The sequence below is a fragment of the Hyalangium sp. genome, from assembly GCF_045802625.1.
GTDB lineage: Bacteria > Myxococcota > Myxococcia > Myxococcales > Myxococcaceae > Hyalangium.
This window is the reverse complement of sequence record NZ_JBJMQP010000156.1, coordinates 72,395-94,326: the sequence shown is the minus strand read 5'-3', so window position 1 is coordinate 94,326 and position 21,932 is coordinate 72,395. Positions and strand designations below refer to the sequence as shown.

The following is a 21,932-nucleotide window of genomic DNA, read 5'->3' as shown; positions in this document are numbered from 1 at the left end:
GCAGACTTCCAAGCAACCTCTTGGGGGCGGGCGCCGCCGCAATGGCCGGGTCCTGGCTGCGTAGGTAGGGACGAGGCCCGGGATCGACAAGGCAGGCCGGGTTGTACGAAAGGACAAGAGTCATGGACACCCCGAAGCGCTGTGTGGCGTGCGCGATGGACCTGCGGGACGAGGCGACGCGATGCCCTCACTGCCGGGCGGTGCAGCCAGGCGCGGTGATGCACCGCGGGGGCGAGGGCCGCACGCTGCTGGGAGTGTGCCTGGCGGTCAGCCGCCAGTTCGGCCTGGACGTGGCGCTGGTGCGGGTGGCGTTCGTGCTCGCGCTGGCGGCGGCGGGTGGAGCGCCGCTGCTGGTGTACCTGCTGCTGTGGGCCTTCACGCCGCCGTCGGCCATCGGCAGGGCGCCGGTGCAGCGGGTGGTGGAGTGGGTCACCGGGCCGGCGGAGGGCTCGGCCGAGCCCAAGGTCGAGCGCCGGGTCTGACCTGGTAGGTTGCCTCGGGTCTTGAGAATGCTACAGGTTGGGGGCATGCTGTAGACATGCCTGCCCGCCCTGAGATGACCTTCAAGGAGCTGTACCCCGCCCTGGGAGCCTTCGCCTCCAACATGGTGGCGGAGATCCTGGGCGGCGAGCAGGTGGACAGCCCCCGGCCCCGGATGGTGCAGACGCTGGCCGCCTCCATGCTGCTGGGGACGCTGTCAGGGCCGTTCATGCGGCGGCACAAGGGCCCGGGGAGCTGGTTGTTGCTCTTCGCGCCGGAGCTGCACCTGAGCGGAGAGATCATCATCCCGGACCTGGCGGGTTGGCGCCGCGAGCGGGTGCCGGAGCTGCCGGATGTGACGGTGATGACGCTCGCGCCGGACTGGGTCTGCGAGGTGCTCTCGCCGGAGACGCTGGCGCTTGATCGCGGCATGAAGATGCTGGCCTACGCGCAAGCGGGAGTGAAGCATGTGTGGCTGGTGGACCCGGACCTGCACACGCTGGAGGTCTACCGCCTCGAGGACGACGGGGCCTGGGAACTGCTGGATGTGCACGAGGGCGCCAGGCGGGTGCGCGCCGAGCCCTTCGAGGCGATTCAGCTGGAGCTGGCCCCCCTCTGGGAGCGGTAGCACGGTTCACGGTTGGACGCTGCCGCTCAGGCCAGGCGGGTACACAGGGCTGGGGAGCGAGGTTCCATGGTACGCGACGCTCCCAGGAGGCTGACCTGTGAGCACGAAGAACGTTCGTATCGAGAAGGACACCTTCGGCCCCATCGAAGTGCCGGCCGAGCACCTCTGGGGCGCGCAGACGCAGCGCAGCCGCCAGAACTTCGCCATCTCCACCGAGCGGATGCCCCCGGCGCTCATCCGCGCGCTGGTGCTGGTGAAGAAGGCGGCGGCGCGGGTGAACATGGAGAACGGCTCGCTCGACAAGCAGAAGGGCGAGGCCATCGTGAGGGCGGCGGACGAGGTGCTCGCGGGCCAGCACGACGAGGAGTTCCCGCTGCTGGTGTGGCAGACGGGCAGCGGCACGCAGACGAACATGAACTGCAACGAGGTGCTGGCCAACCGCGCCTCGGAGCTGCTGGGCGGCGAGCGCGGCGAGGGCCGCCGGGTGCACCCGAACGACGACGTGAACAAGGGGCAGAGCTCCAACGACGTGTTCCCCACGGCCATGAGCGTGGCGGCCGCACAGGCGGTGGTGGGCCACGTGCTCCCCGAGCTGAAGGAGCTTCGAGAGGTGCTGGCGAAGAAGTCGCAGTCCTTCCAGGACATCGTGAAGGTGGGCCGCACGCACCTGCAGGACGCCACGCCGCTGACGCTGGGCCAGGAGTTCAGCGGGTATGTGGCGCAGCTGGACCATGCGCGCAGCCACCTCGAGCAGGCGCTGCCGCACCTGCACGAGCTGGCGCTGGGCGGCACGGCGGTGGGCACGGGGCTCAACGCGCCCCGGGGCTACGCCGAGCGCGTGGCGCAGGAGATCGCCCGGCTGACGGGCCTGCCGTTCGTGACGGCGCCGAACAAGTTCGAGGCGCTGGCGGCCAACGACGCGCTGGTGCACGCGCACGGGGCGCTCAAGGGGCTGGCGGCGTCACTCTTCAAGATCGCCAATGACGTGCGGTGGCTGGCCTCGGGGCCGCGCTCGGGGATTGGGGAGCTCACCCTCCCGGAGAACGAGCCGGGCAGCTCCATCATGCCGGGCAAGGTGAACCCCACCCAGTCCGAGGCGATGACGATGCTGTGCGCGCAGGTGATGGGCAACGACGTGGCCATTGGGCTGGGCGGGGCCTCGGGGAACTTCGAGCTGAACGTGTTCAAGCCGCTGATCATCCACAACTTCCTGCAGAGCTGCCGGCTGCTGGCGGATGGGATGCGCAGCTTCCGGCTGCACTGCGCGGTGGGCATCGAGCCGAACCGGGCGCGGCTGAAGGAGAACCTGGAGCGCTCGCTGATGCTGGTGACCGCGCTCAATCCGCACATCGGCTACGACAACGCGGCGAAGATCGCGAAGAAGGCCCACAAGGAGGGCAAGACGCTCAAGGAGGCCGCGGTGGAACTGGGGCTGCTGACGGCCGAGCAGTTCGACCAGTGGGTGCGCCCCGAGAAGATGATCGGCAACCTGTAGCGCGGGGCGGTGTGTCCTGGCCTGCCCGCCGCGGACGGGCCCGCGCCCTTACAGCTTGGGCCGCAGTCCGCCCGTGCCAGGCACCACGATGTACCACTTCCCGTCATGCCACCTCAGAGCGAGGATGTCCGAGCAGTCCTTGTCGTGCGGCATCTGCCCGAGCGCGCGGAAGGTGGCGGTGCACTTGAACTTCACCGCCGCCTCTTCGTTGGGACGCTGGACGAGCGACTCCTCGATGGAGAGGTCGATGTTCCGGACGTCCTGGAAGATGCTGTAGTAGAAGGCCGAGACGCGCCCGGGGCCTCCCGACTTCTGGATGCTGTCCGGATCGATCATCTCGGGGAGCTCCTTCCAATCCTCGGACTCGATGGCCGAGTAGAAGGACTTCACCGTCCCGTCGGGAGTGCTCTTGGGACCACCGCACCCCGTGCAGAGGAAGAGGCCCAGGGCCGCGGTCATGACTGCGCGTGACATGCGGCCTTCATACTCCATCCCTGGGGAACCCTCCATAGCTCCTGAACCCAGGGGGCTGCTATAACCCGGGTAATGCCGCTGCTATCAATGCTGGTGCTCCTCGCGGTGACCCAGGCTCCAACCCCCCCAACGACGACGGCCGGGAGCGCAGGCCACCCGTTCGACGATGTGGCCCGGGTGTTGATGCACCCGCGCTGCATGAACTGCCACCCTGCGGGCGACCGTCCTCTCCAGAAGGACACGCAGATCTTCCACAAGCAGAACGTGAGCCGCCGGATCGACCAGCTCGGCCACGCCTGCACCACCTGTCACCCGGCCAAGGCCGTGCCGGGGGCCAACCTGCCGCCGGGGGCCCCGCACTGGCACATGCCCTCGGCGCGCACGCCCATGGTCTTCGAGAAGCGCACGCCCCAGCAGCTCTGCGAGCAGCTCAAGGATCCGGCCACCAACGGCAACCGCACGCTCGCGCAGCTGCGCACCCACATGGCGGAGGACTCCATCGTGAAGTGGGGCTTCTCGCCGGGCGAGGGGCGCACCGTGCCTCCGCTGACGCACGACGAGTTCATCCAGCGCGTGGATGCCTGGCTCGCCGCGGGCGCGCCTTGTCCGCAGAGCCCGCCGGCGACGGCTCCGACTACAACCACTCCCCCTCCCGCGTCCAAGTAGCTCCGAGGAAATGAAGCCATGGTGAAGCTCGTGATCAACGGTGTCGAGCGGGAGCTCGACGTCCCAGAGGACATGCCGCTGCTGTGGGTGCTGCGCGACGTGCTCGGGATGACCGGGACGAAGTTCGGCTGCGGAGCGGCGCTGTGCGGAGCGTGCACGGTGCATGTGGATGGCACCGCCACGCGCGCCTGCGTCATGCCCGTGGGCACGCTCGCCGGCCAGCGCATCACCACCATCGAGGGGCTGGCCCAGAAGGGCGCAAGGCACCCCTGCCAGCGGGCGTGGGCGGAGCTGTCCGTGCCGCAGTGTGGCTATTGCCAGTCCGGGCAGATCATGTCCGCCTCGGCGCTGTTGGCGGCCCAGCCGGAGCCCACGGATGAGGACATCGACGCGGTGATGGCGGGCAACCTCTGCCGCTGTGGCACCTACCCGCGCATCCGCGCCGCGATCCACCGCGCCTCCGAGATGGCGAAGCAGGAGCATGTGGATCTCAAGGCGGCCATCGGCACCGCACAGGCGAAAGAGGAGCCGTGATGACGACGCTCTCCCGGCGTGGGTTGCTCAAGGCGGGGCTGGCCGTGGGAGGCGGGCTGCTCGTCGAGGTGTCACTGCCCTCGGCGCAGGCGGCCACCGCTCCCGAGGCCTTCACCCCCAACGCCTTCCTGCGCATCACCTCCGATGATGTGGTGACGTTCATCCTGAGCCGCGTGGAGATGGGCCAGGGCACGGCGACCTTGCACGCGCAGCTCATCGCCGAGGAGCTGGGCATCGATCCCACGAAGCTGGTGGTGGAGTTCGCTCCGTCCGACCGGCGCTATGACAACCCGCTGCTCGGCTTCCAGATCACCGGCGGGAGCATGTCCACGCCCACCAGCTGGGAGCCCTACCGCACGGCCGGGGCGACGGCCCGGGAGATGCTGCTGGAGGCGGCGGCTCAAAGCTGGGGCGTGCAGAAGCCGGAGTGCGTGGCGGAGGACGGCGCCATTCACCACCCGCCGACGAAGCGCTCCGCGCGGTTCGGGCAGTTCGCCGAGGCGGCCGCGCGCCTGTCGGTGCCCGAGGTGAAGCTCCGGACGCGAGACTTCCGGGTCATCGGCAAGCCGGTGCCGCGCATTGATGCGGCCACGAAGGTGGATGGCTCGGCGGTGTTCGGCATGGATGTGCAGGTGCCGGACATGCGCGTGGCGGTGGTGGTGCGGTGCCCGGTGCCCGGCGGCCAGGTGAAGTCGTTCGACGCGGCCGCCGCGAAGGCCATGTCCGGAGTGGATCAGGTGGTGCAGATCTCCTCGGGCGTGGCGGTGGTGGCGAAGACGTACTGGCACGCGCGGCAGGCGGCGGCGCAGGTGAAGGTGGAGTGGGACGAGGGGCCGCTGGCCGGCTTCTCCACGGCGGCGCTGCTGGAGACACACCGCAAGCTGGCTCGCGAGGGCGGGGGCAAGCGCGTGCGCTCGACGGGAGACGCGGACTCCGCGCTCGGGGGAGCTGCTCGCGTGCTGGAGGCCGAGTACACCGCTCCCTTCCTGGCCCACGCGACGATGGAGCCCCAGAACGCCACCGCGCATGTCACGGACTCGAAGTGCGAGGTGTGGGCGCCCACGCAGAGCCCGGGCATCCTGCACGAGGAGGTGAAGAAGCTGCTCGGCTATAGCGGCGACGACGTCATCATCCACCAGACGTGGATTGGCGGAGGCTTTGGCCGGCGGATCTCTCCGGACTCCACGCTGGAGGCCGTGCAGATCTCCAAGGCGGTGGGCAAGCCGGTGAAGGTCGTCTGGAGCCGCGAGGACGACATGCGGCACTCGCCATACCGGCCCGCGGCGACGCACTGGGTGCAAGGGGCGCTCGATGCGCAGGGCCGGCTGGTGGCGTGGAAGCACGCGGTGGTGACGCAGTCCATCCTCGCCGACGTGGGAGAGGGCTTCATCTACAGCATGTTCGCCGGGGCCCCGGGCTTCATGAAGGGGATGACGGCGGGGTTGGCCGTGCCGATGTTCTCGGCCAACGATCAGTCCTCATTCGAGGGCATCGACACCTTGCCGTATGGCATCCCGCACGTGGCGGTGGACTTCATCCGCCACCAGCCGGGCGTGCCGGTGGCGTTCTGGCGCAGCGTGGGGCACTCGCACACGGCGTTCGCCACCGAGAGCTTCGTGGACGAGGCCGCGCACGCGGCGGGACAGGACCCGGTGGCCTTCCGCCGCGAGCTGCTCAAGTACGAGCACCGGCACCGCTGGGTGCTGGAGCTCGCCGCCGAGAAGGCGGGCTGGGGCAAGCCGCTGCCCAAGGGCCACTTCCAAGGGGTGGCCGTGCACAAGAGCTTTGGCAGCTACGCGGCGGCGGTGGCCGAGGTGTCGGTGGAGGGCTCGGACATTCGCGTGCACCGCATGGTGATGGCGGCGGACTGCGGGCGGGTGATCAACCCGAACCTCGTGGAGGCGCAGCTCGAGGGCTCGGCGGTGTTCGGCCTGTCCGCGGTGCTCAAGCAGCGGATTACGCTGGAGAACGGGCGGGTGCAGCAGCGCAACTTCCACGACTACGAGCTGCTGCGCATGCACGAGAGCCCGAAGATCGAGGCCTACATCCGCCACAACGAGGCACCTCCCACGGGCATCGGCGAGCCCGGGGTGCCGGTGGTTGCGCCCGCGGTGGCCAACGCCGTCTTCGCGGCCACGGGAAAGCGGCTGAGGGACTTGCCGCTCTCGCTGGACACGGCCACCTGAGAGGGGCCTCGCCTGCCCGCCTGTCACCGGGAGACAGGGGCTGAACCGTAACGCAGCGTACGCTCCGCGAAGAACGGGCGAGCGAACGGGGCGGAGGGGGATTAGGGTAGGGGGGCCATGAACATCCCCTTTGTCATCGAGACCACGCACCGCGGCGAGCGGGCGTATGACCTCTACAGCCGGCTCCTGAAGGACCGGATCATCATGCTGGGCACGCCCATCAATGATGAGGTGGCCAACGTCATCGTGGCGCAGATGCTCTTCCTGGAGTCCGAGGACCCGGACAAAGGCATCAACATCTACATCAACTCCCCTGGCGGCTCGGTGACGGCGGGCCTGGCCATCTATGACACGATGCAGTACGTCAAGTGCCCGGTGTCCACCATCTGCGTGGGGCAGGCGGCGTCGATGGGAGCGCTGCTGCTGCTGGCCGGCTCGAAGGGCAAGCGCTACTCGCTGCCGAACGCGCGCATCATGATCCACCAGCCGCTGGGCGGGGCGCAGGGCCAGGCGACGGACATCGACATCCAGGCGAAGGAGATCCTCCGTCTGAAGGCCTACCTCAATGGGCTCATCGTCAAGCACACGGGCCACAACATCGAGCGCATCGAGAAGGACACCGAGCGCGACTACTTCATGAGCGCCGAGGATGCCCGGCAGTACGGCATCATCGACGAGGTGGTGGTGAAGGCGGGCGTGCCGGTAGCGAACAAGACCTGAGCCGCGGTGGGCCTCGTCCGTAGATGACCCATGAGGTCATCCGGGGTGGGATGGATGCGCCCGCCTCCCCGGTGCCTCCCCCCGCGCTGCGCCGTCGCTTATCCTCGCTCTACTGCCGTGCGGCAGTGGAGCCGGGAGCGCGCCCATGAAGCCGGGTCAGAGTGTCTATTACAACGACGGGTCCAGCGACTGGGAGGCGGTGGTCAATTACGTGACCGGCCCGGTCTGCATGATCCGCATCACCGATCCGGCCTGGCGCGCCCCGCGCGTGACCCGCGTCAACGTGGCCGAGCTGCGCGCCCGCACCCTGACCGTGACCACGCCGCAGATCGCGATCCCCGGCGTCTCGTATCTCGGTCCGAGCCGCAACACCGAGGGCGGTGAGGCCATCCACCGCTCGGACTTCGAGACCGAGGAGATCCGCGGCGTCCATTACATCCGCCTCTATCTCTCCGTGCCCACGGCGGCTGACTTCAAGGGCACCGGCAAGCAGGATGGGAAGGCGGTCAGCAAGTTCAAGGACGTGCAGCAGGACCCCGACACCGGGCGCATCATCATCTCCTCCGGGGATAATCGCATGCTGTGGGTGGGAGGCGGCCGCCCGCTGCGCGCGATCAAGTGGGCGGAGAAGTACGTCGTCGAGCATGCGGGGCTCACGAAGGAGCAGGAGGATCGCCTCGCGCTGGAGAACCCCAAGCTCGAGCGGGCGCTGCGGCAGGTCTCGTTTCTCGAGAAGGACGTCGAGGCCTTCAGCAAGCTGAAGAACCCGACGCTGAAGCAGAGCAAACGCATTCAGCTCAACAGCACCAAGCTTGACGAGGAGCGCAAGAAGCTGCGCGAGGCCGAGGAGGTGGTCAAGGAAGCGACCGCGAAGGCGAACTTCCACCGCACCATCACCAACCCGCTCATCCGGACCTATCTCTTTCCCCTCGAGCGCTTCAACGAGATCGTCTCCCACGCCGTGCCCGAGAGCGAGAACGCCAAACCCATCTACGCCGAGCGCAGCTTCAACGTCGACCGCCATTACGAGCCCAATCAATACGGCTTCCGCGGCGCCGACCTGGACACGCTCCGCGAGGAGGCGCTGCCGGGCTCGCTGATCACCTACGCCTACCGCCCCGAGGAGGTGGACCCGCGGACGGCCGGCGAGGTGCGCCACATCGACGCGCTGCGCGAGCGCCTGGGCATCCCGCTGCGCACGCTCAGCACCTCGCAGTTCACCCAGGGCACGGGCTTCGCCAAGCGCGACAAGTTCGCCAGCTCGGCGGACAACCTCGGCATGCTGTACGGCACGTGGCTCAACTCGCTCCAGCAGCCGCTCCAGCGCACGCGCAACCCGTTCCTCGACGGGAAGGGCGGAAAGATTCCTTATTTCCGCCGCAAGGAGCTGCTCGACAAGTTCCTCGACGAGCACAACATCGACAAGAACCAGCCGCAGGCGATCAAGAAGTTCATGGAGGAGGTGGTCTCTCCATGGGCGTCCCAGAACATGATCGCCCACGTGATGGCGGAGGACTACGACCGCATCCAGAAGGACGAGAACGTCACCGCCAAGGGCGGCCGCAGCGAGAACTTCGCCAAGGTGAAGGAGTCGGCGCCCGTCGAGCGCAAGCGGCTGGAGATCCTCGGTAAGTGCCTCGATGGGTTCGTAAAGTTCAAGTCGACGCCGAAGCAGTACGTCGATCTGGTGATCAAGACCCGCCCGGATCTCGAGAGCTATTACGAGAAGATCTCCGCGAAGAGTGAGAACTACAGCTTCTATGCCCACGCCCAGATGGTGCTGGGGCAGTTCCTCGAGCTGTCGGGGCAGTATCGCGAAGACACGCGCGTCGTCCCGGCCGCGCTGATCATCAAGGCGATCCTCTTCCACGACATGGAGAAGGTGAACTCGAAGCTGCAATACGGGAAAGAGGGAGAGCACGTCCTCACCGTCAACGAGCTGAAGAAGTTCGGCGCCATCTTCGCCAGCCAGGAGGAGCTCGCCATGGCGGTGGCGCTCGTGGACTCGGATCCGTTTGGTGACTACTTCAAGGCGCAGAAGCCCAACCCCGTGGCCACCTTCCGGATCATCGCTGGGATCGCTCGCCGGCTGGGGATCGGCCGGCCGCGCCTCAAGGCGTTCTTCCTCGACTTCCACCAGTACTATCAGGCGGATTTCTCGTCCTACACGAGCGCCGCCCTCTACCAGGAGAAGAACGGGACGACCGTTCGCGGCAAGCCGGTCTTCAACCGCTTCTTCAAGATGAGCAAGAACCAGATCCAGGGCGCCCTGGGCGAGCCCCGCTTCCTCTACAGTGACGAGGACGGCTACGAGGCGAAGTACCAGGAGCTGCGAAAGCTCTTCAGCCAGAACAAGATCAAGGAGCTGACGAAGGCCTGGGACGAGGAAGAGCGGGACAAGAACGACAAGTACCGCCAGCAGTTCCTCCGTGAGACGCGGTAGCCTCCTCGCCGCGCCCCGCGTAGAAGTATCGTCAACGAGACTTCCGTAGCGGTTCAGGGTAGGCCATGAAGGTGAAGGGCTTACATGAGCCGAGGTGCCGGCAACCTCCCAGGGGGCGCACCTCTTTCGCACCCATCACGTAGGATGGCGGTCGTGGAGACTGCTCCTCCCAAGGATCCTGCCGATCTTCCTTCCGGCACACAGGTGGGCGCGTGGCAGGTGGTGAGCCGCCGTGGCCAGGGCAGCTACGGTGTCGTCTACCGCGTCCAGCGGGTAGGCCATCCTGAGGCGGGGGACTTTGCGCTCAAGCTGGCCCGCCACCCGATGAACCCGCGCTTCGAGCGGGAGCGGGAGCTGCTCTCGCGCCTTCACCACGCCCACGTGCCTCGGCTGCATGACAGCGGGTGGTGGAAGTTCGCGGACGGGATTTCCTTTCCGTACGTGGTGATGGAATGGGTGGAGGGCGAGCCCCTGTACGAGTGGGCTGACCGGCGGAGTCCCACCCAGCGCGAGGTGCTACGGCTGGTAGCGCAGCTGGCCCGAGCCTTGGAGGCCCTCCACGAAGTGAGCGGCGTGCACCGGGACGTCAAGGGCGACAACGTGCTGGTGACCGAGGAGGGCCGGGCGGTGCTGACGGACTTCGGCTCGGGGCACTACCGCGGAGCGTTCGCGCTCACGTGGCAGCCGGTGCCTCCCGGCACGCCTCGGTACTGGAGCCCCGAGCTGGTGAGCCACCAGTGGGGCTTTCTCCGCCAGGACTCGGAGCACTACCACGCGAGCCCGGCGGATGACGTGTACGCGCTGGGAGTGACGACCTATCGGCTGGTGACAGGTACGTATCCGCCACCGGTGACGGGTCCGGAGCGCTCCGAGGACGGAAAGCACTGGGCCTTCGTGGTGTGGCTGCCGCCCGAGGCACTGGCTGGGGTGTGCCCGGAACTGGCGACGATCATCCGCCGGATGCTTGCCAGCGAGCCCTCGGCTCGGGTCAGTGCCGGAGAACTCGCCCAGGCGCTCGAGAATGCAGTGGAGACCTCGGACAGCAGAGCGGATCAGCTCATCTTTCGTCGCTCAGAGGATGCATCGTCTGTGCGGCTGGCTCGCTCCGCGCCTATGCGCCGACATCGAGCCTTGGCACTGGGGCTGGTCGTGACGGGCTCAAGTCTGGCTCTGCTGGTGCTCAAGACGCGCGGGACTGGGAACGGAGAGCCTGTCGAGCGTCGCGCAGCGGTGGCGCGACAGGTGCGAGATAGCGACCAAGCAGACGGAGGAACCGCGAGCTTGGCGGACGCCATGCGCGCGGAACGTGCGAGCAACTCACCGCCCGTGGCGGAGCAGCACGGGCTCAGGCTCAGCATTCCTAAGGAGCCGTTACCTGGGCAGCGTAAGGCCCCATGTGGGAAATATGAGGTCGAGATCAATGGAGGGTGCTGGGTGCGCCCGCCTAATGCGACTCCTCCATGTGGTTCAGGGCTCTATGAGTGGAAGACCGGTTGCTTTGCGCCCACGTTTGAGCCCCAGCGGCCTCCTACATCAGAGCAACCATAAGAAGAAAGGTTTCCAGGACATGGGGGGAGTGGATCTCATCCTGCGCAACGCGCGAAGGGAGAGGTGCCGGAGTCGATCACTCCGAACCTGTCTGACTGTCAGACAGGTTTGGGACATGCGCCGCCGACAGGGCGGTCCAGTGGCTCAGGATGAGAGCCACACCCGACATGGGCTCATCCCGAAAGCCTAGCCTATATTGGCGAAGTGAAGTCAGATGCTTGAAATAGGTTTCAGGCGTCAAGGGAGCTTGTGAAATTTTGCGATGAGCCGCCGAAAGAGCTTGGCCTGCTGACTTTTTAATCGGTAGTCTTTCCCGCTCACTTTGGCTGCTAATGCGTGTCTGTGAAGACCAAAAATACGCAAGATTTTGTCTGCCTGTGCCTTGTCTCTGTTCGTGAACTTCCGAGAACTGCCGCGAATGCTTGGGCTGGGAAGGACCCAAAGCCACCGCTTGCTTTTCGGATCCTGGAAGCGGGCTGGTGCACGGGTGCGGATCAGACATACTTGCTTAAGCAGCTTTTCACTGGCATGGTCGGAAAAGGTGAGCTGGACTGCCAATGCTTGGGCGGGAATGAGAGGCTTGTTATTAAAGCCCCAATAGACAGTTCCGCCACTGAAGCTTTGATCTACCTCTCCCTTCCGGCGGGCTGACCTTAACGCGGAATCGTAAGTCTTCTGATCGTCAGATGTCATGTGAGAAATAGCTGTAAACCACAGAGGCTCCTTGTTGGAGGGCGCGGGGAGCCGAGGATGGCGGGCACGTGGTCGCAAGGATTCCCGAAGGTCAGAACTCGCTTTCTCCATTTTCTTCAATTTCTCGACCTTCGCCCGGTACTTGGCTAGCCAGGGGCGGGTGATCGCGAATCCGTCTGTCCAGAACCGCTCGGCAGCATCCCAAGCCATTTTCGCATGGGCTTTTCCCGTAAGTTGCACCCCGAGTTCTCCAGAGCCGGGATCGAGGGCTTTCTGTGAGAGATTGGCCGACCCTACGATGGCGACCAAATCCCCAAGTGATTTAAAGCCAAAAAACTTTGCATGAAATGAAGGCTGACCGCAGTACCGCAAATCGAGTCTGCCGCGCGAATCCTTCTTCAAAGTAAGCAACATATCAAGTGCTTCAGGTTCAGTTCGAAAGTCGTCGGTCTTCATCATGAAGCGAAGGGACCGCGACTTGGATTTAAGGAGGCGTTCTAGCGCGGGTAGGAGTCTTTTGACTGCCTGTCGGTCAACATAGGCGACACACCAAAGACAATTGTTTGCGTCGTCAAGACGGGTTTGGAGGAGATCGGCGAGTGCCTGCTCGGGTGCTATGACAGAAATACCCACTTTTCATTCCCCCGAGGTCGAGTCCCCAGTGACCTGCTGCTGTTGCCACTCCTTGTAACTTTCACCCGTTGGGATGACCTTCCACATGTCGCGCCCGTTCACGCTTGTGCCGGCAACCGCCACGGCGGCCGCAGTGGGCGACTCGAAGACGAAGTCCTGGGTGAAAACCAGCAGATCCAGACCTTGTGGGATCAGCACTCCGCTCTCGATGAGCCGTTGCCGCATGTTCTGGTAACTGGGCTGGAGAGAATCGACGTTCTTCTTTCTGGCGGTGGAGCCTTTCTGAACGACGAAGGCCCCGTTCTTCACGATACAGTCGGCTGTGGCGTTGTCCCAGGCAAGATGCAAGCGCACGGCTCCTGCTTTGGAAGCGTCTAGGCTCCCAACCGCCGAGGCGAACACGTTGAGTCCGAGCACCGGCAGCAAGAGCCGGACGTTCTCGATGAAAGTCTCCATGTCGGCCGCATCGGCCTCGGGTAATCGACCTCCACCGGGATCGTTTCCATTCATAACCTGAACGAGTTTCGCGGCTCGAATCTCCTCAATGAGCCGAGCCTCCAGCCATCGGACATGAGCCTTGGTAAGGTTGTCGTCCTTGGAGACGAACACCACCACCCATGTCCAGAAGTCCTTGTAGGAGTCATGGTTCGTGATGCGGGCCCAGACGTCATCTCCCTCGCCAACGTAGACCGCTGTGTCGAACGCTTGGTCCTCCGCCGGTCCAACGAGCACGTAGACGCCGGTACTTCGAACCTCCTCCCGTCTGCCGAGTCGTGCGATTTCAGTACGAGGAGCGACCAGAGCCTGCCCTGTCCACATCCCCACCTCCGCGGTGCGGAGTCCCTGGGGAGTGCCATCAACGAGGAAGAGACGGACTGATCTGCCTGGCATCGATCAAACTCGCTTGGGAGGTGGACTGCTTTCAGGGGCTTTCTACCTGGGTTCCAGGTAACAGGAGAGGACCTTGAACACAGCGCTGAAGGTTCTCTCTCTTCCTTCAGGCGACTCCCAGGGTACATCCGTTAGTGAGTTCGTGGCACCTGGGTGTGGGGCTTCCGGAATGTCACCCCCTACGGCTAGGCTCCTGCCCGTTCGCCTGAGGGGACCACGGGAATGGCTGATCAGCTGACGTACCTGGAGCTTTCGGAAGACGGCGGTTCTTCGCACAAGTTCTATGAAGTGAAGGTCGAGGGCAAGAAGCTCTCCATCCGCTACGGCCGCATCGGCGACTCCGGCCAACTCAAGGTCTCCGACTTCGCCAGCGCCGAGAAGGCCCTCGCAGAGGCCCAGAAGAAGATCGCCGAGAAGACCAAGAAGGGCTACGCCCCCGCCGTCAAGGGCTTGCGCAAGAAGCGCGCCGTCACCCGCCGAGAAATCACCAGCGGCACCTCCTCCGCCACCCAGGCCCCCATCCGCTGGAAGTTCGGCACCGGCGACCGCGCCTTCGGCGTCTTCGTCGACGACTCCCGCTGCTGGGTCGGCAACGAGAGCGGCAGCATCTACTCGCTCAGCCATGACGGCAAGGTGCTCGACCAGTTCCGCCTCCCCGATGGCGTCAAGTGCATCGTCGCCGATGACCGCTGGCTCTACGCCGGGTGCGATGACGGCAATGTCTATGACTTGGGCGGCAAGGTGCCTCGCAAGGCGTACGAGATCGCCGAGGACGTGGACATCTTCTGGCTCGACATCAAGGACGCCGTGCTCGGCGTGTCCGACGCCAATGGCAAGCTCACCGCCATCAACCACGAGGACGAATCCGTCTGGTCCCGCCAGTCCAAGGGCACCCACGCGTGGATGGTGCGCTGTGATGAGGTCGGCATGTATCACGGCCACGCCAAGGGCGTGACCATGTACGACTGGGAGGACGGCCGGGAGATCTGGTCCAAGCCCACTCAGGGCCACGTGATGTTCGGCTGGCAGGAGGAGTCCTCCATCTACGCCTGCACCAACACCGGCTATGTGCACCGCTTCTCCAAGAAGGGCGACGTGGGGCCGGTGATGAAGTGCGACTCGGCGGTGTTCTCCTGCGCCGCCGTGGACGACGGGAAGTACGTCTTCGCTGGCGACAACATGTCCAGCATCTACTGCTTCAACGACAAGGGTGAGCGGCTGTGGAAGTTGTCCACGGGCTGCGGCTCGGCGTTCTCGATGCAGTTCTTCAAGGACCGGCTCTACATCGTCACCACGGACGGCTCGCTGGCGTGCATCGACGCGAGCGAGGCCGCCATCCAGGCCGCGCAGAAGGGCACCGTGCCCAAGCTCGTCACCGTCAAGGCTCCCAAGCCGCTCGCCGCCGCCCAGGTGGGCACCGTGGAGACCACTCGCAGCGCGGGCTCGGGTGTCATCGTCGAGTGCTATGAGGATGGCGGGAACGTTCGCGTGCGCATCGTGTCTCCGGGCTACCACAAGAACTGGCACGTGCAGTTCCCCAAGGACATCCGCGAGTCGGGTTCCCGCTACGTGGTCGAGGGCGTGCGCGAGTCGGCTCGCGGCGGCTTCTACCGCGCCTACGGGGACATCAAGAAGCTGGTGAACTGACGTGAAGCTGCTCGAGCAGGTGACGCTGCTCTTCCAGGAAGGGAGGAGCGACAAGGTGTACGAGGTGGACCTGCTCGAGGTGGGGGCGGGCCAGCACGTCGTCAACTTCCGCTACGGCCGGCGCGGCGCCGCCCTCAAGGACGGCACCAAGACGCCCACCCCCGTGTCCATGGCCGAGGCGCGCAAGGCCTTCGACAAGCTCGTCCAGTCCAAGCTGGAAACCGGCTATGTGCGCGCGGGGCATCCCTCCACCGGGCTGCCTCCGCCGCCGCCTCGGCCCACGGCGCCTGCTCCGGGGACGGCGGGGGGACCTGCTGCAGCTGCTCCCGTTGCTCCGGCCGGGCCGCCTCCGGGGGCTTCGGCTCGCGAGCGGACCCTGCTTCAACAGCTCACGCAGGAGGTCAGCACCCGCCGCTGGTTCCGCAGCACCGAGGTGCGTGCGCAGCCCCGGCCCCTGGAGCGCGTCATCTGGCGCGTGGGCGAGCTGCGAGTGCGCGCCGCCGAGCCCATCCTGCTGCCCATGCTGGAGCGGGCCACTCCGCTGCGCGCCTACTGTATCGCGGCGGCGCTCGGGCGGCTGGGCTCGGCCCAGTCCGTGTCCGCGCTCGGGCGGCTCTATGGCGACCCGGAGACGCCGGACATGGTGCGCCGGATTGCCACGGAAGCGCTGCTCCAGCTCTCCGACGAGGCCACCCGCAACGAGTTTCGCCAGGATCTCATGGGCAAGCTGCCCCCGGCGCTGCGCGACGCGGCCCAGGCGGGCAATGGCGAGGGCTTCGGCCAGGCGCTCGACAAGCACCTGAGCGCCGGTGGGAAGGAATCGTACTCGGTGCTGGAGACGGTGTACCTGGTGGACTCGCCGGTGGTGCGGCCCGCGCTGCTGCGGGTGCTGCGGACCGCTCCCTTCCAGCGCAGCGTGGTGAAGGCGCTGCGCCACGTCTTCAAGATGGCCGAGTACCGCCGGGATGGTGAGGTGTTCGGCCTCATCGCCTGGCGTTACGAGAAGGAGCGCTCGACGAACCGGAGCTCTCGCGACGGCTTCGCCAAGTCCACGCGGCTGTTCCTGCGGCGGCGCATCTGGCGCACGCTGCGGCGGCTTGGGCAGATCGAGGATCCTGACTTCGTGAAGATGGCCGTGGGCGTGCTGCTGGCCTTCAGCGACGCGGACGCGGTGCCCGAGCTCACCACGAGCTCCGGCCATGGCCGCAACCGCGAGGAGCACTACTGGGGGCCTTTTGCTCCCTACTGGGCCTTCAATCACCTGCTCCATGGCGGCGGCCGGCGCTTCGAGGCGGTGGACCACAAGCTCGCCTTCTACGCGAAGTTCAAGCCGCGCTCGGACGCGGAGGTGCGTCAGCGCGAGGAGAGCTTCCCTCAACTGTGGGATCGCACGCCCCAGGGGTTGATGCACCTGCTCGATGAGAGCCGATGCGCGCCGGTGCATGTGTTCGGGGCTCGTGCGCTGCGCTCCCTGCCCACGTTCCTGGCCCAGCTCGATGCGGACGCGGTGGCGACGCTGCTGGAGAAGCCCTACGCGCCCACGGCCCAGCTCGGCTTGGATTTGGCCATCGAGCGCGTGAATGCTCGCGGAGAGCCTCGGACGCTGGTGCTGGCCGCTGCGGGCTCTCCGTATGCTCCCGCGCGCCAGCAGGCCTTCCGGTGGCTCGATGCGCTGCGGGACGTGCTGCTGAAGGATCTGTCCTTCCTCGCCGCGCTGGCCATCTCTCCTCAGACCGAGACCCGCCAGTATGTGGCTCAGCTGTTGCGCGGCTCCGTGCTGCCGGACGATGTGGCCGAGGCCTTCATCCGCCAGCTGCTCCTGGCCGCGCGCAAGCTGGGACCCAACGATGGGCCGCTCGCGGCGGACGTGAAGCTGCTCGTGCTCGCCGCGCTGGGGCCCCTGGGCCGGCCGCCGGGTACGGAGATTCTCATCGAGCTGCTGGTCCATCCGCTCGTCGAGGTGCAGGAGCTGGGCGGCGAGCTGTTGCTGCGCCGGGATCTGCGCACCGAGCCGGTGCCTCCCGAGGTGCTGGGCCACCTGCTGCAGTCCGCGAGCGCCTCTCTGCGGACCCTGGGCCTGCGGCTGCTCGGGAAGATGCCGGATGAGGCTTTCCGCGCGAACGAAGCCGTCATCGGCCGGCTGGCCTCCAGCCCGCACCCGGAGGTGCGCCAGGGCATCCGTCCCTTGATTGGACGGCTCGTCACCCTGGATGTGGCTGCGGGGGCCCGGGTGGCGGAGCTGCTCGTGAGCGCGCTGCTGCGCCGGCGGCTGCCCGAGGGCGGGCCCGAGCATGTGAAGGCCTTGCTCACCGGCGAGCTGGCCACCGCGTTCTGGACCCTCCCCGCCGAGACGGTGTGGCGGATGCTGGACTCGGAGGACGCCACGGCGCAGGGCCTGGGCGGGGAGCTGCTCGAGAAGCGGGGAGACTCGCTGGCGGTGGATGCGGCTCGCGCGGTGAAGCTGGCGGGCAATGACGTGCTCAAGGTCCGCGAGTGGGCCTGGCGCTGGCTCGAGGGGCACGTGCCCGAGGTGCGCGCGGAGCTGGCCACGGCGGTGCGGCTGCTCGACACGCGCTGGGAGGATGCGCGGGCCTTCGCCTTCCGCTACTTCCGCGAGCGCTTCGCTCCTGAGGACTTCTCGCTGGAGGTGCTCGTCTCCGTGGCGGACAGCGTTCGGACGGACGTGCAGACGTTCGGGCGCGAGCTGCTGGCGCGCGCCTTCCGCGAGGCGGACGGGCCGGAGCTGCTGCTGCGCCTGTCCGAGCACCCCGCGCCTCCGGTGCAGCTCTTCGCCACGCACTACCTGGAGCGCTTCGCCAGCGGCAACGCGGCCCTGGTGGAGAAGCTGGTGCCCTATTTCGTCCGGGTGCTGAGCCAGGTGAACAAGGGGCGCGCCGCACGAGGCCGCGTGCTGGAGTTCCTCCGCAAGGAGGGCCAGCGCAACGAGGTGGCTGGCCGCCAGGCGATGGACGTGCTGCACCGCTTGTCAGCCACGATTGCTATTGAGAATCGCGCCGCGGCGCTGGAGGCCATGCTCGCCATTGGTAAGGCGCAGCCCGCCCTCCCACTGCCCGTGCGCTTGAAGCCGGTGGAGGTCCGTCGTGGAGTTTGAGTACGCCTATCGGGGCAACACCGCCGTCGAGCACCGGGGCGACCGCACCGAGCTGTCCTTCTCGCCGGACACCAAGCGCCCGCCCACGTTCTTCTCCGGAGAGCTGCGGCAGAACGTGGCCTTCCGCGAGGCCATCTCCGCGCTGCACCACGTGGTGGTGTCGGACCTGCGCTTCAAGCCCAAGGACAAGACGGCCTACAAGGCCTGGGCGGCGAAGCAGGAGGACCGCGACTTGGACACCATCATGGCCCAGCGCCAGGCGGTGGCCGGCCGGCTGAAGGGCCTGCGCGACGAGCTGACGGAGCTGGAGCGGCAGAGCGCCACGCGGATGCGCCCCTTCCTGCAGGCGCGCCAGCGCTACTTCAACTACCTCTACGAGAAGAACAAGGACTTCTGGTTCGTGCTGGATCCGGTCATCACCGTCCACCCGGACGAGGCCTTCTTCGAGTGCTTCAGCCAGGACGAGTCCAGCTACGGCCGGCTGGGCGCCAGCTACGAGGTGTTCCAGAACATCGGCGAGTTCTCCTGCGGCACCACCAACATTGACTACTCGTCGCCGCTGTATGACGAGTTCCAGAAGATCCGCTCGTACAAGAAGACGCGCTTCGAGGTGGACCCCACGGGCTTCACCACGCAGACGGGCGAGGACTCGGCGTACAAGGAAGTGAAGATTGATTTGCCGGACTCGTGGGTGCGCGGGTTCCTGCAGGTGAACTCGGCGATGAGCCTGCCGGCCACGCGCGTGAGCCTGCACCCCATGGACGTGCACAACTTCCTCTTCGTGCTCAAGCGGAACAAGGAGAAGAAGGGGCCGCGCTCCATGCGCTACAAGCTCACCCCCGGGCAGCCGGTGAAGGTGGTTTTCGAGCCGTGGAACCTGGAGGTGTCGTGCCCGCGCTCCATCTACGAGGGCCCGGGCACCCACGACATCCGCGTGTGGGGCCGGCGCCGGCTGCTCATCCTCGAGCGGCTGATTCCCGTGGCGCGGCGCTTCACGGTGCACCTGCTCGGCAGCGGCATGCCGTCCTTCTACGTGGCGGACCTGGGAGATTTGTCCTTCACGCTGGGGCTGTCCGGGTGGACGGCGAATGACTGGTCCACGGCGGGCAACTTCGACTTGATGGCGCCTCGCACGGAGGTGGATGAGTTCACCCGGCGCCGCGTCTTCGACGCGCTGAAGGAGACGTGGCGCGAGCCGCCCGAGGCGCTGGCCGCGCGGCTGGGGCTGGACAAGGCCACGGTGCTGGGCGCGCTGGGCGCGTACACGCAGGCGGGCCGGGCCATCTGGGACTTGAACAAGAACGTGTACCGCGCCCGCGAGCTGAGCCGCGAGCCGCTGCCCATGGAGAAGCTGCGGTTCTCCAACGAGCGCGAGGAGAAGGCCACGCGCTTCCTCGAGGCGAAGGGGGTATTGGTGGAGGCGCGGCCCTCGAATGTGGATGGCTCGTTGGAGCTGAAGGGCACGGTGCGCGAGGCGAGCAAGGTGCACCGCGCGTCTTTGCGGCTCGATGGGGATCAGCGTATGGTCTCCGCCGAGTGCACCTGCAACTTCTTCCAGCAAAACAAGTTGTTCAAGGGGCCATGCGAGCATCTGCTCGCGCTGCGGCTCCAGCACTCGAAGTCGAATCGGACGTGAAGAAGGGAGGGTTCGCGCACGCGGCGGTCAGAGGGCAATACCTTGCAACCCGGGCGGCGTTTCGCCGTCCTTGCCTGATGGCCTGTGATGATTCACTGGCCCGCTCTTGACTGTGCCGTACCTCCCTACCCCAGGCGTATGGCGGTGTGGATTCCGTAAATCCATAGCGCCCGGGGTAGGGGGTACGGCTTGAGTCGAGACGAGCCAGTCCTGAGAGCAGTACGAAGGAGCTCTCGGACCGCCGCGTGGACGGACCCTCCCAGCTCTTCATGAGAGCGACATGGCCCAACAACCCCCGCGTAACCGGCAGGAGCTGTACGAGCGCATCCAGCAGGGCTCCAAGGAGGAGTTCGTCCTCGAGGACATGGTGCGGCTGGGCTTCTGGCCCGCGCGCAGCGGCGTCCCGGGAGATCCGCGCGACGAGGTGCACCGCAAGGCGGAGCTGGAGAAGCAGCTCCGCGCGCTCACCTCCGAGCAGGCTCGGCTGGGCAACCTGGAGCGGCTGAAGAAGGAGCTGCGCAAGAAGCGGCTCGCCGAGAGCAAGCGCAAGCAGCAGGAGACGAAGGATCGCCGCGAGCGCGAGCGGGTGGCGCGGGCCGAGGCGTGGAAGGCGCGCAAGGCGAAGGAGATTCTCTTCCTCGGGCGCGGGGTGTCGGGCGGGCTGAACCAGCGCACGCCGGATGGGGCGAAGCTGGAGCGCCAGGGGCTGCCGAAGCTGGACACGCCGGAGGTGCTGGCACAGGCGCTGGGGCTCTCGGTGGGGCAGCTGCGAGGGCTGTGCTACGCGCGGGTGGTGTCCACGCGGACCAACTATGTGCGCTTCGCGCTGCCGAAGAAGACGGGGGGCCTGCGGCTCATCTCCGCGCCCCTGCCTCGGCTGAAGGCGGCGCAGCACTGGGTGCTGAAGAACGTGCTCGAGAAGCTGCCCCTGCACGAGGCCGCGCATGGCTTCCGGGCTGGGCACTCCATCGTCAGCAACGCGCGGCCCCACGTGGGCGCGGCGGTGGTGGTGAACCTGGACTTGAAGGACTTCTTCCCCACGGTGGTGTACCCGCGGGTGAAGGGCTTCTTCGTGAAGCTGGGCTACAGCGAGGCCACGGCCACGGCGCTGGCGCTGCTGTGCACCGAGCCGGACATGGAAGAGGTGGAGCTGGATGGGCAGCGCTACTTCGTGGCGCAGGGAGGCCGGCGGCTGCCGCAGGGCGCGCCCACCTCTCCGGCGTTGACGAACCTGCTGTGCCGTCGGCTCGACCGGCGGCTGAAGGGCGCGGCGCGGCTGCTGGGCTTCACGTACACGCGCTACGCGGATGACCTGACGTTCTCGGTGCCCAAGGGCGGGACGGGGGACATGGGCAAGCTGCTGCGGCTGGTGCGCTTCGTCGTCCGCAAGGAGGGCTTTGTCCCGCACCCGGAGAAGACGCGAGTGCTACGCCGGGGCGGGCAGCAGGAAGTCACCGGCGTCGTCGTCAATGACAAGCCCGGCGTGGACCGGGAGACGCTGCGGCGCTTCCGGGCATTGTTGCACCAGCTCGAGAAGAGCGGGCCCGAGGGCAAGAAGTGGAACGGCTCCACGGACGTCATCGCCTCCGCGGTGGGTTTCGCCAACTACGTGGCCATGGTGGATCCGGCCAAGGGCCAGGTGTTCCAGCAGAAGGCCCGGGCGCTAGAGCAGAAGTACGGGCGCAAGACGGTGATGCCGCCGAGGCCCAAGCCGGCGGGGGCTCCCACGGGGGAAGCTCCGAAGCCCGAGGAGCCTTCGAGCCCGAACGAGCCACCGAAGAAGAAGTGGTGGAAGGTGTTCTGAGCGCCCAGCCCTGTCTGGGGCCAATGTTACCTGCTAAGTAGGGACAGGCTCGTTCTTTCGACAGGAGTTCGGGTGTGGACGGTCAGGAGGTGGACGTCACGACGGTGCTGATCGTCGTGGGCCTGGTGGTGCTCGCCGTCGTCCTGGGGCTCGCGTTCCGAGGGACGGAACCCCAGCGGCTGCGGCGGGCCTGGTTCCGCAGCACGCCTCTGCCCAGGCTCCAGGCCGAGGAGTTGCTCGCGCGGCACCTGATGGCGCTCAAGGGGCGGTTCCCCGGCCGGAGCGAGGCCTGGTACTTGAAGAAGATCCTCTCGGACCTGAAGCGGGATCGGCGCTGAGCAG

17 protein-coding genes are annotated in these 21,932 nt (G+C 66.7%); 14 read left to right on the top strand and 3 right to left on the bottom strand.

Annotated features, from left to right (window positions below):
• Positions 1 to 122 precede the first annotated feature (122 nt).
• From ACJ8AT_RS28495 to fumC, 3 genes are all read left to right on the top strand, one after another.
• The gene (locus ACJ8AT_RS28495) at positions 123 to 482 is read left to right on the top strand and encodes a PspC domain-containing protein (protein ID WP_407741042.1); all 360 of its coding nucleotides are present in this window, start codon (positions 123 to 125) and stop codon (positions 480 to 482) included.
• A 56-nt stretch (positions 483 to 538) separates the two neighbouring features.
• Positions 539 to 1,108, top strand: coding sequence for a Uma2 family endonuclease (locus ACJ8AT_RS28490; RefSeq protein ID WP_407741041.1), 570 nt, complete (start codon positions 539 to 541; stop codon positions 1,106 to 1,108).
• A gap of 97 nt (positions 1,109 to 1,205) precedes the next feature.
• Positions 1,206 to 2,603 carry a class II fumarate hydratase gene (gene fumC / locus ACJ8AT_RS28485; RefSeq protein WP_407741040.1) on the top strand — a complete coding sequence of 466 codons (1,398 nt, stop codon included), beginning with the start codon at positions 1,206 to 1,208 and terminating at the stop codon, positions 2,601 to 2,603.
• A gap of 48 nt (positions 2,604 to 2,651) precedes the next feature.
• Here fumC and ACJ8AT_RS28480 read toward each other — a convergent pair whose 3' ends face one another.
• Entirely contained in the window at positions 2,652 to 3,077 is a 426-nt protein-coding gene (locus ACJ8AT_RS28480) for a hypothetical protein (RefSeq protein WP_407741039.1), read from the bottom strand.
• A gap of 72 nt (positions 3,078 to 3,149) precedes the next feature.
• On the opposite strand from ACJ8AT_RS28480, the gene ACJ8AT_RS28475 reads away from it, so the two are divergent.
• From ACJ8AT_RS28475 to ACJ8AT_RS28450, 6 genes are all read left to right on the top strand, one after another.
• Positions 3,150 to 3,743 (top strand): Isoquinoline 1-oxidoreductase subunit, encoded by a 594-nt coding sequence (locus tag ACJ8AT_RS28475; protein WP_407741038.1) that lies wholly within the window; start codon positions 3,150 to 3,152, stop codon positions 3,741 to 3,743.
• Between the two features lie 18 nt (positions 3,744 to 3,761).
• Entirely contained in the window at positions 3,762 to 4,277 is a 516-nt protein-coding gene (locus ACJ8AT_RS28470) for a (2Fe-2S)-binding protein (protein ID WP_407741037.1), read from the top strand.
• Positions 4,277 to 6,463 (top strand): molybdopterin cofactor-binding domain-containing protein, encoded by a 2,187-nt coding sequence (locus ACJ8AT_RS28465; RefSeq protein WP_407741036.1) that lies wholly within the window; start codon positions 4,277 to 4,279, stop codon positions 6,461 to 6,463. The genes ACJ8AT_RS28470 and ACJ8AT_RS28465 overlap by 1 nt, the downstream gene beginning before the upstream one ends.
• Positions 6,464 to 6,580: 117 nt before the next feature.
• Positions 6,581 to 7,183 (top strand): ATP-dependent Clp endopeptidase proteolytic subunit ClpP, encoded by a 603-nt coding sequence (gene clpP, locus ACJ8AT_RS28460; RefSeq protein WP_407741035.1) that lies wholly within the window; start codon positions 6,581 to 6,583, stop codon positions 7,181 to 7,183.
• A gap of 145 nt (positions 7,184 to 7,328) precedes the next feature.
• A complete protein-coding gene (locus ACJ8AT_RS28455; RefSeq protein ID WP_407741034.1) occupies positions 7,329 to 9,626 on the top strand; it encodes a hypothetical protein in 2,298 nt (765 codons plus the stop codon).
• 153 nt (positions 9,627 to 9,779) lie between these two features.
• The gene (locus tag ACJ8AT_RS28450; protein WP_407741033.1) at positions 9,780 to 11,174 is read left to right on the top strand and encodes a serine/threonine-protein kinase; all 1,395 of its coding nucleotides are present in this window, start codon (positions 9,780 to 9,782) and stop codon (positions 11,172 to 11,174) included.
• A gap of 237 nt (positions 11,175 to 11,411) precedes the next feature.
• Here ACJ8AT_RS28450 and ACJ8AT_RS28445 read toward each other — a convergent pair whose 3' ends face one another.
• A complete protein-coding gene (locus ACJ8AT_RS28445; protein ID WP_407741032.1) occupies positions 11,412 to 12,500 on the bottom strand; it encodes a restriction endonuclease PLD domain-containing protein in 1,089 nt (362 codons plus the stop codon).
• Positions 12,501 to 12,503: 3 nt separating this feature from the next.
• Positions 12,504 to 13,319 (bottom strand): GIY-YIG nuclease family protein, encoded by an 816-nt coding sequence (locus ACJ8AT_RS28440; protein ID WP_407741031.1) that lies wholly within the window; start codon positions 13,317 to 13,319, stop codon positions 12,504 to 12,506.
• A gap of 294 nt (positions 13,320 to 13,613) precedes the next feature.
• On the opposite strand from ACJ8AT_RS28440, the gene ACJ8AT_RS28435 reads away from it, so the two are divergent.
• The 5 genes from ACJ8AT_RS28435 to ACJ8AT_RS28415 all read left to right on the top strand — a co-directional run bounded on the left by ACJ8AT_RS28435 (position 13,614) and on the right by ACJ8AT_RS28415 (position 21,928).
• On the top strand, positions 13,614 to 15,038 hold the full coding sequence (locus ACJ8AT_RS28435; protein WP_407741030.1) for a WGR domain-containing protein: 1,425 nt from the start codon (positions 13,614 to 13,616) through the stop codon (positions 15,036 to 15,038).
• A 1-nt stretch (position 15,039) separates the two neighbouring features.
• Entirely contained in the window at positions 15,040 to 18,150 is a 3,111-nt protein-coding gene (locus ACJ8AT_RS28430) for a WGR domain-containing protein (RefSeq protein WP_407741029.1), read from the top strand.
• Positions 18,140 to 19,786 carry an SWIM zinc finger family protein gene (locus ACJ8AT_RS28425; protein ID WP_407741028.1) on the top strand — a complete coding sequence of 549 codons (1,647 nt, stop codon included), beginning with the start codon at positions 18,140 to 18,142 and terminating at the stop codon, positions 19,784 to 19,786. The genes ACJ8AT_RS28430 and ACJ8AT_RS28425 overlap by 11 nt, the downstream gene beginning before the upstream one ends.
• Before the next feature lie 280 nt (positions 19,787 to 20,066).
• Positions 20,067 to 21,590, top strand: a complete 1,524-nt coding sequence (locus tag ACJ8AT_RS28420; protein WP_407741027.1) for a reverse transcriptase domain-containing protein — start codon at positions 20,067 to 20,069, stop codon at positions 21,588 to 21,590.
• A 74-nt stretch (positions 21,591 to 21,664) separates the two neighbouring features.
• Positions 21,665 to 21,928, top strand: a complete 264-nt coding sequence (locus ACJ8AT_RS28415; protein ID WP_407741026.1) for a hypothetical protein — start codon at positions 21,665 to 21,667, stop codon at positions 21,926 to 21,928.
• The last annotated feature ends 4 nt before the right edge of the window (positions 21,929 to 21,932 follow it).

Coding starts and splice junctions, on each gene's coding strand:
- ACJ8AT_RS28435 (WP_407741030.1), top strand. CDS start 13,614: ATGGCTGATCAGCTGACGTACCTGGAGCTTTCGGAAGACGGCGGTTCT.
- ACJ8AT_RS28480 (WP_407741039.1), bottom strand. CDS start 3,077: ATGTCACGCGCAGTCATGACCGCGGCCCTGGGCCTCTTCCTCTGCACG.
- ACJ8AT_RS28420 (WP_407741027.1), top strand. CDS start 20,067: ATGGCCCAACAACCCCCGCGTAACCGGCAGGAGCTGTACGAGCGCATC.
- ACJ8AT_RS28465 (WP_407741036.1), top strand. CDS start 4,277: ATGACGACGCTCTCCCGGCGTGGGTTGCTCAAGGCGGGGCTGGCCGTG.
- clpP (WP_407741035.1), top strand. CDS start 6,581: ATGAACATCCCCTTTGTCATCGAGACCACGCACCGCGGCGAGCGGGCG.
- ACJ8AT_RS28490 (WP_407741041.1), top strand. CDS start 539: ATGCCTGCCCGCCCTGAGATGACCTTCAAGGAGCTGTACCCCGCCCTG.
- ACJ8AT_RS28475 (WP_407741038.1), top strand. CDS start 3,150: ATGCCGCTGCTATCAATGCTGGTGCTCCTCGCGGTGACCCAGGCTCCA.
- ACJ8AT_RS28470 (WP_407741037.1), top strand. CDS start 3,762: ATGGTGAAGCTCGTGATCAACGGTGTCGAGCGGGAGCTCGACGTCCCA.
- ACJ8AT_RS28455 (WP_407741034.1), top strand. CDS start 7,329: ATGAAGCCGGGTCAGAGTGTCTATTACAACGACGGGTCCAGCGACTGG.
- ACJ8AT_RS28495 (WP_407741042.1), top strand. CDS start 123: ATGGACACCCCGAAGCGCTGTGTGGCGTGCGCGATGGACCTGCGGGAC.
- ACJ8AT_RS28440 (WP_407741031.1), bottom strand. CDS start 13,319: ATGTGGACAGGGCAGGCTCTGGTCGCTCCTCGTACTGAAATCGCACGA.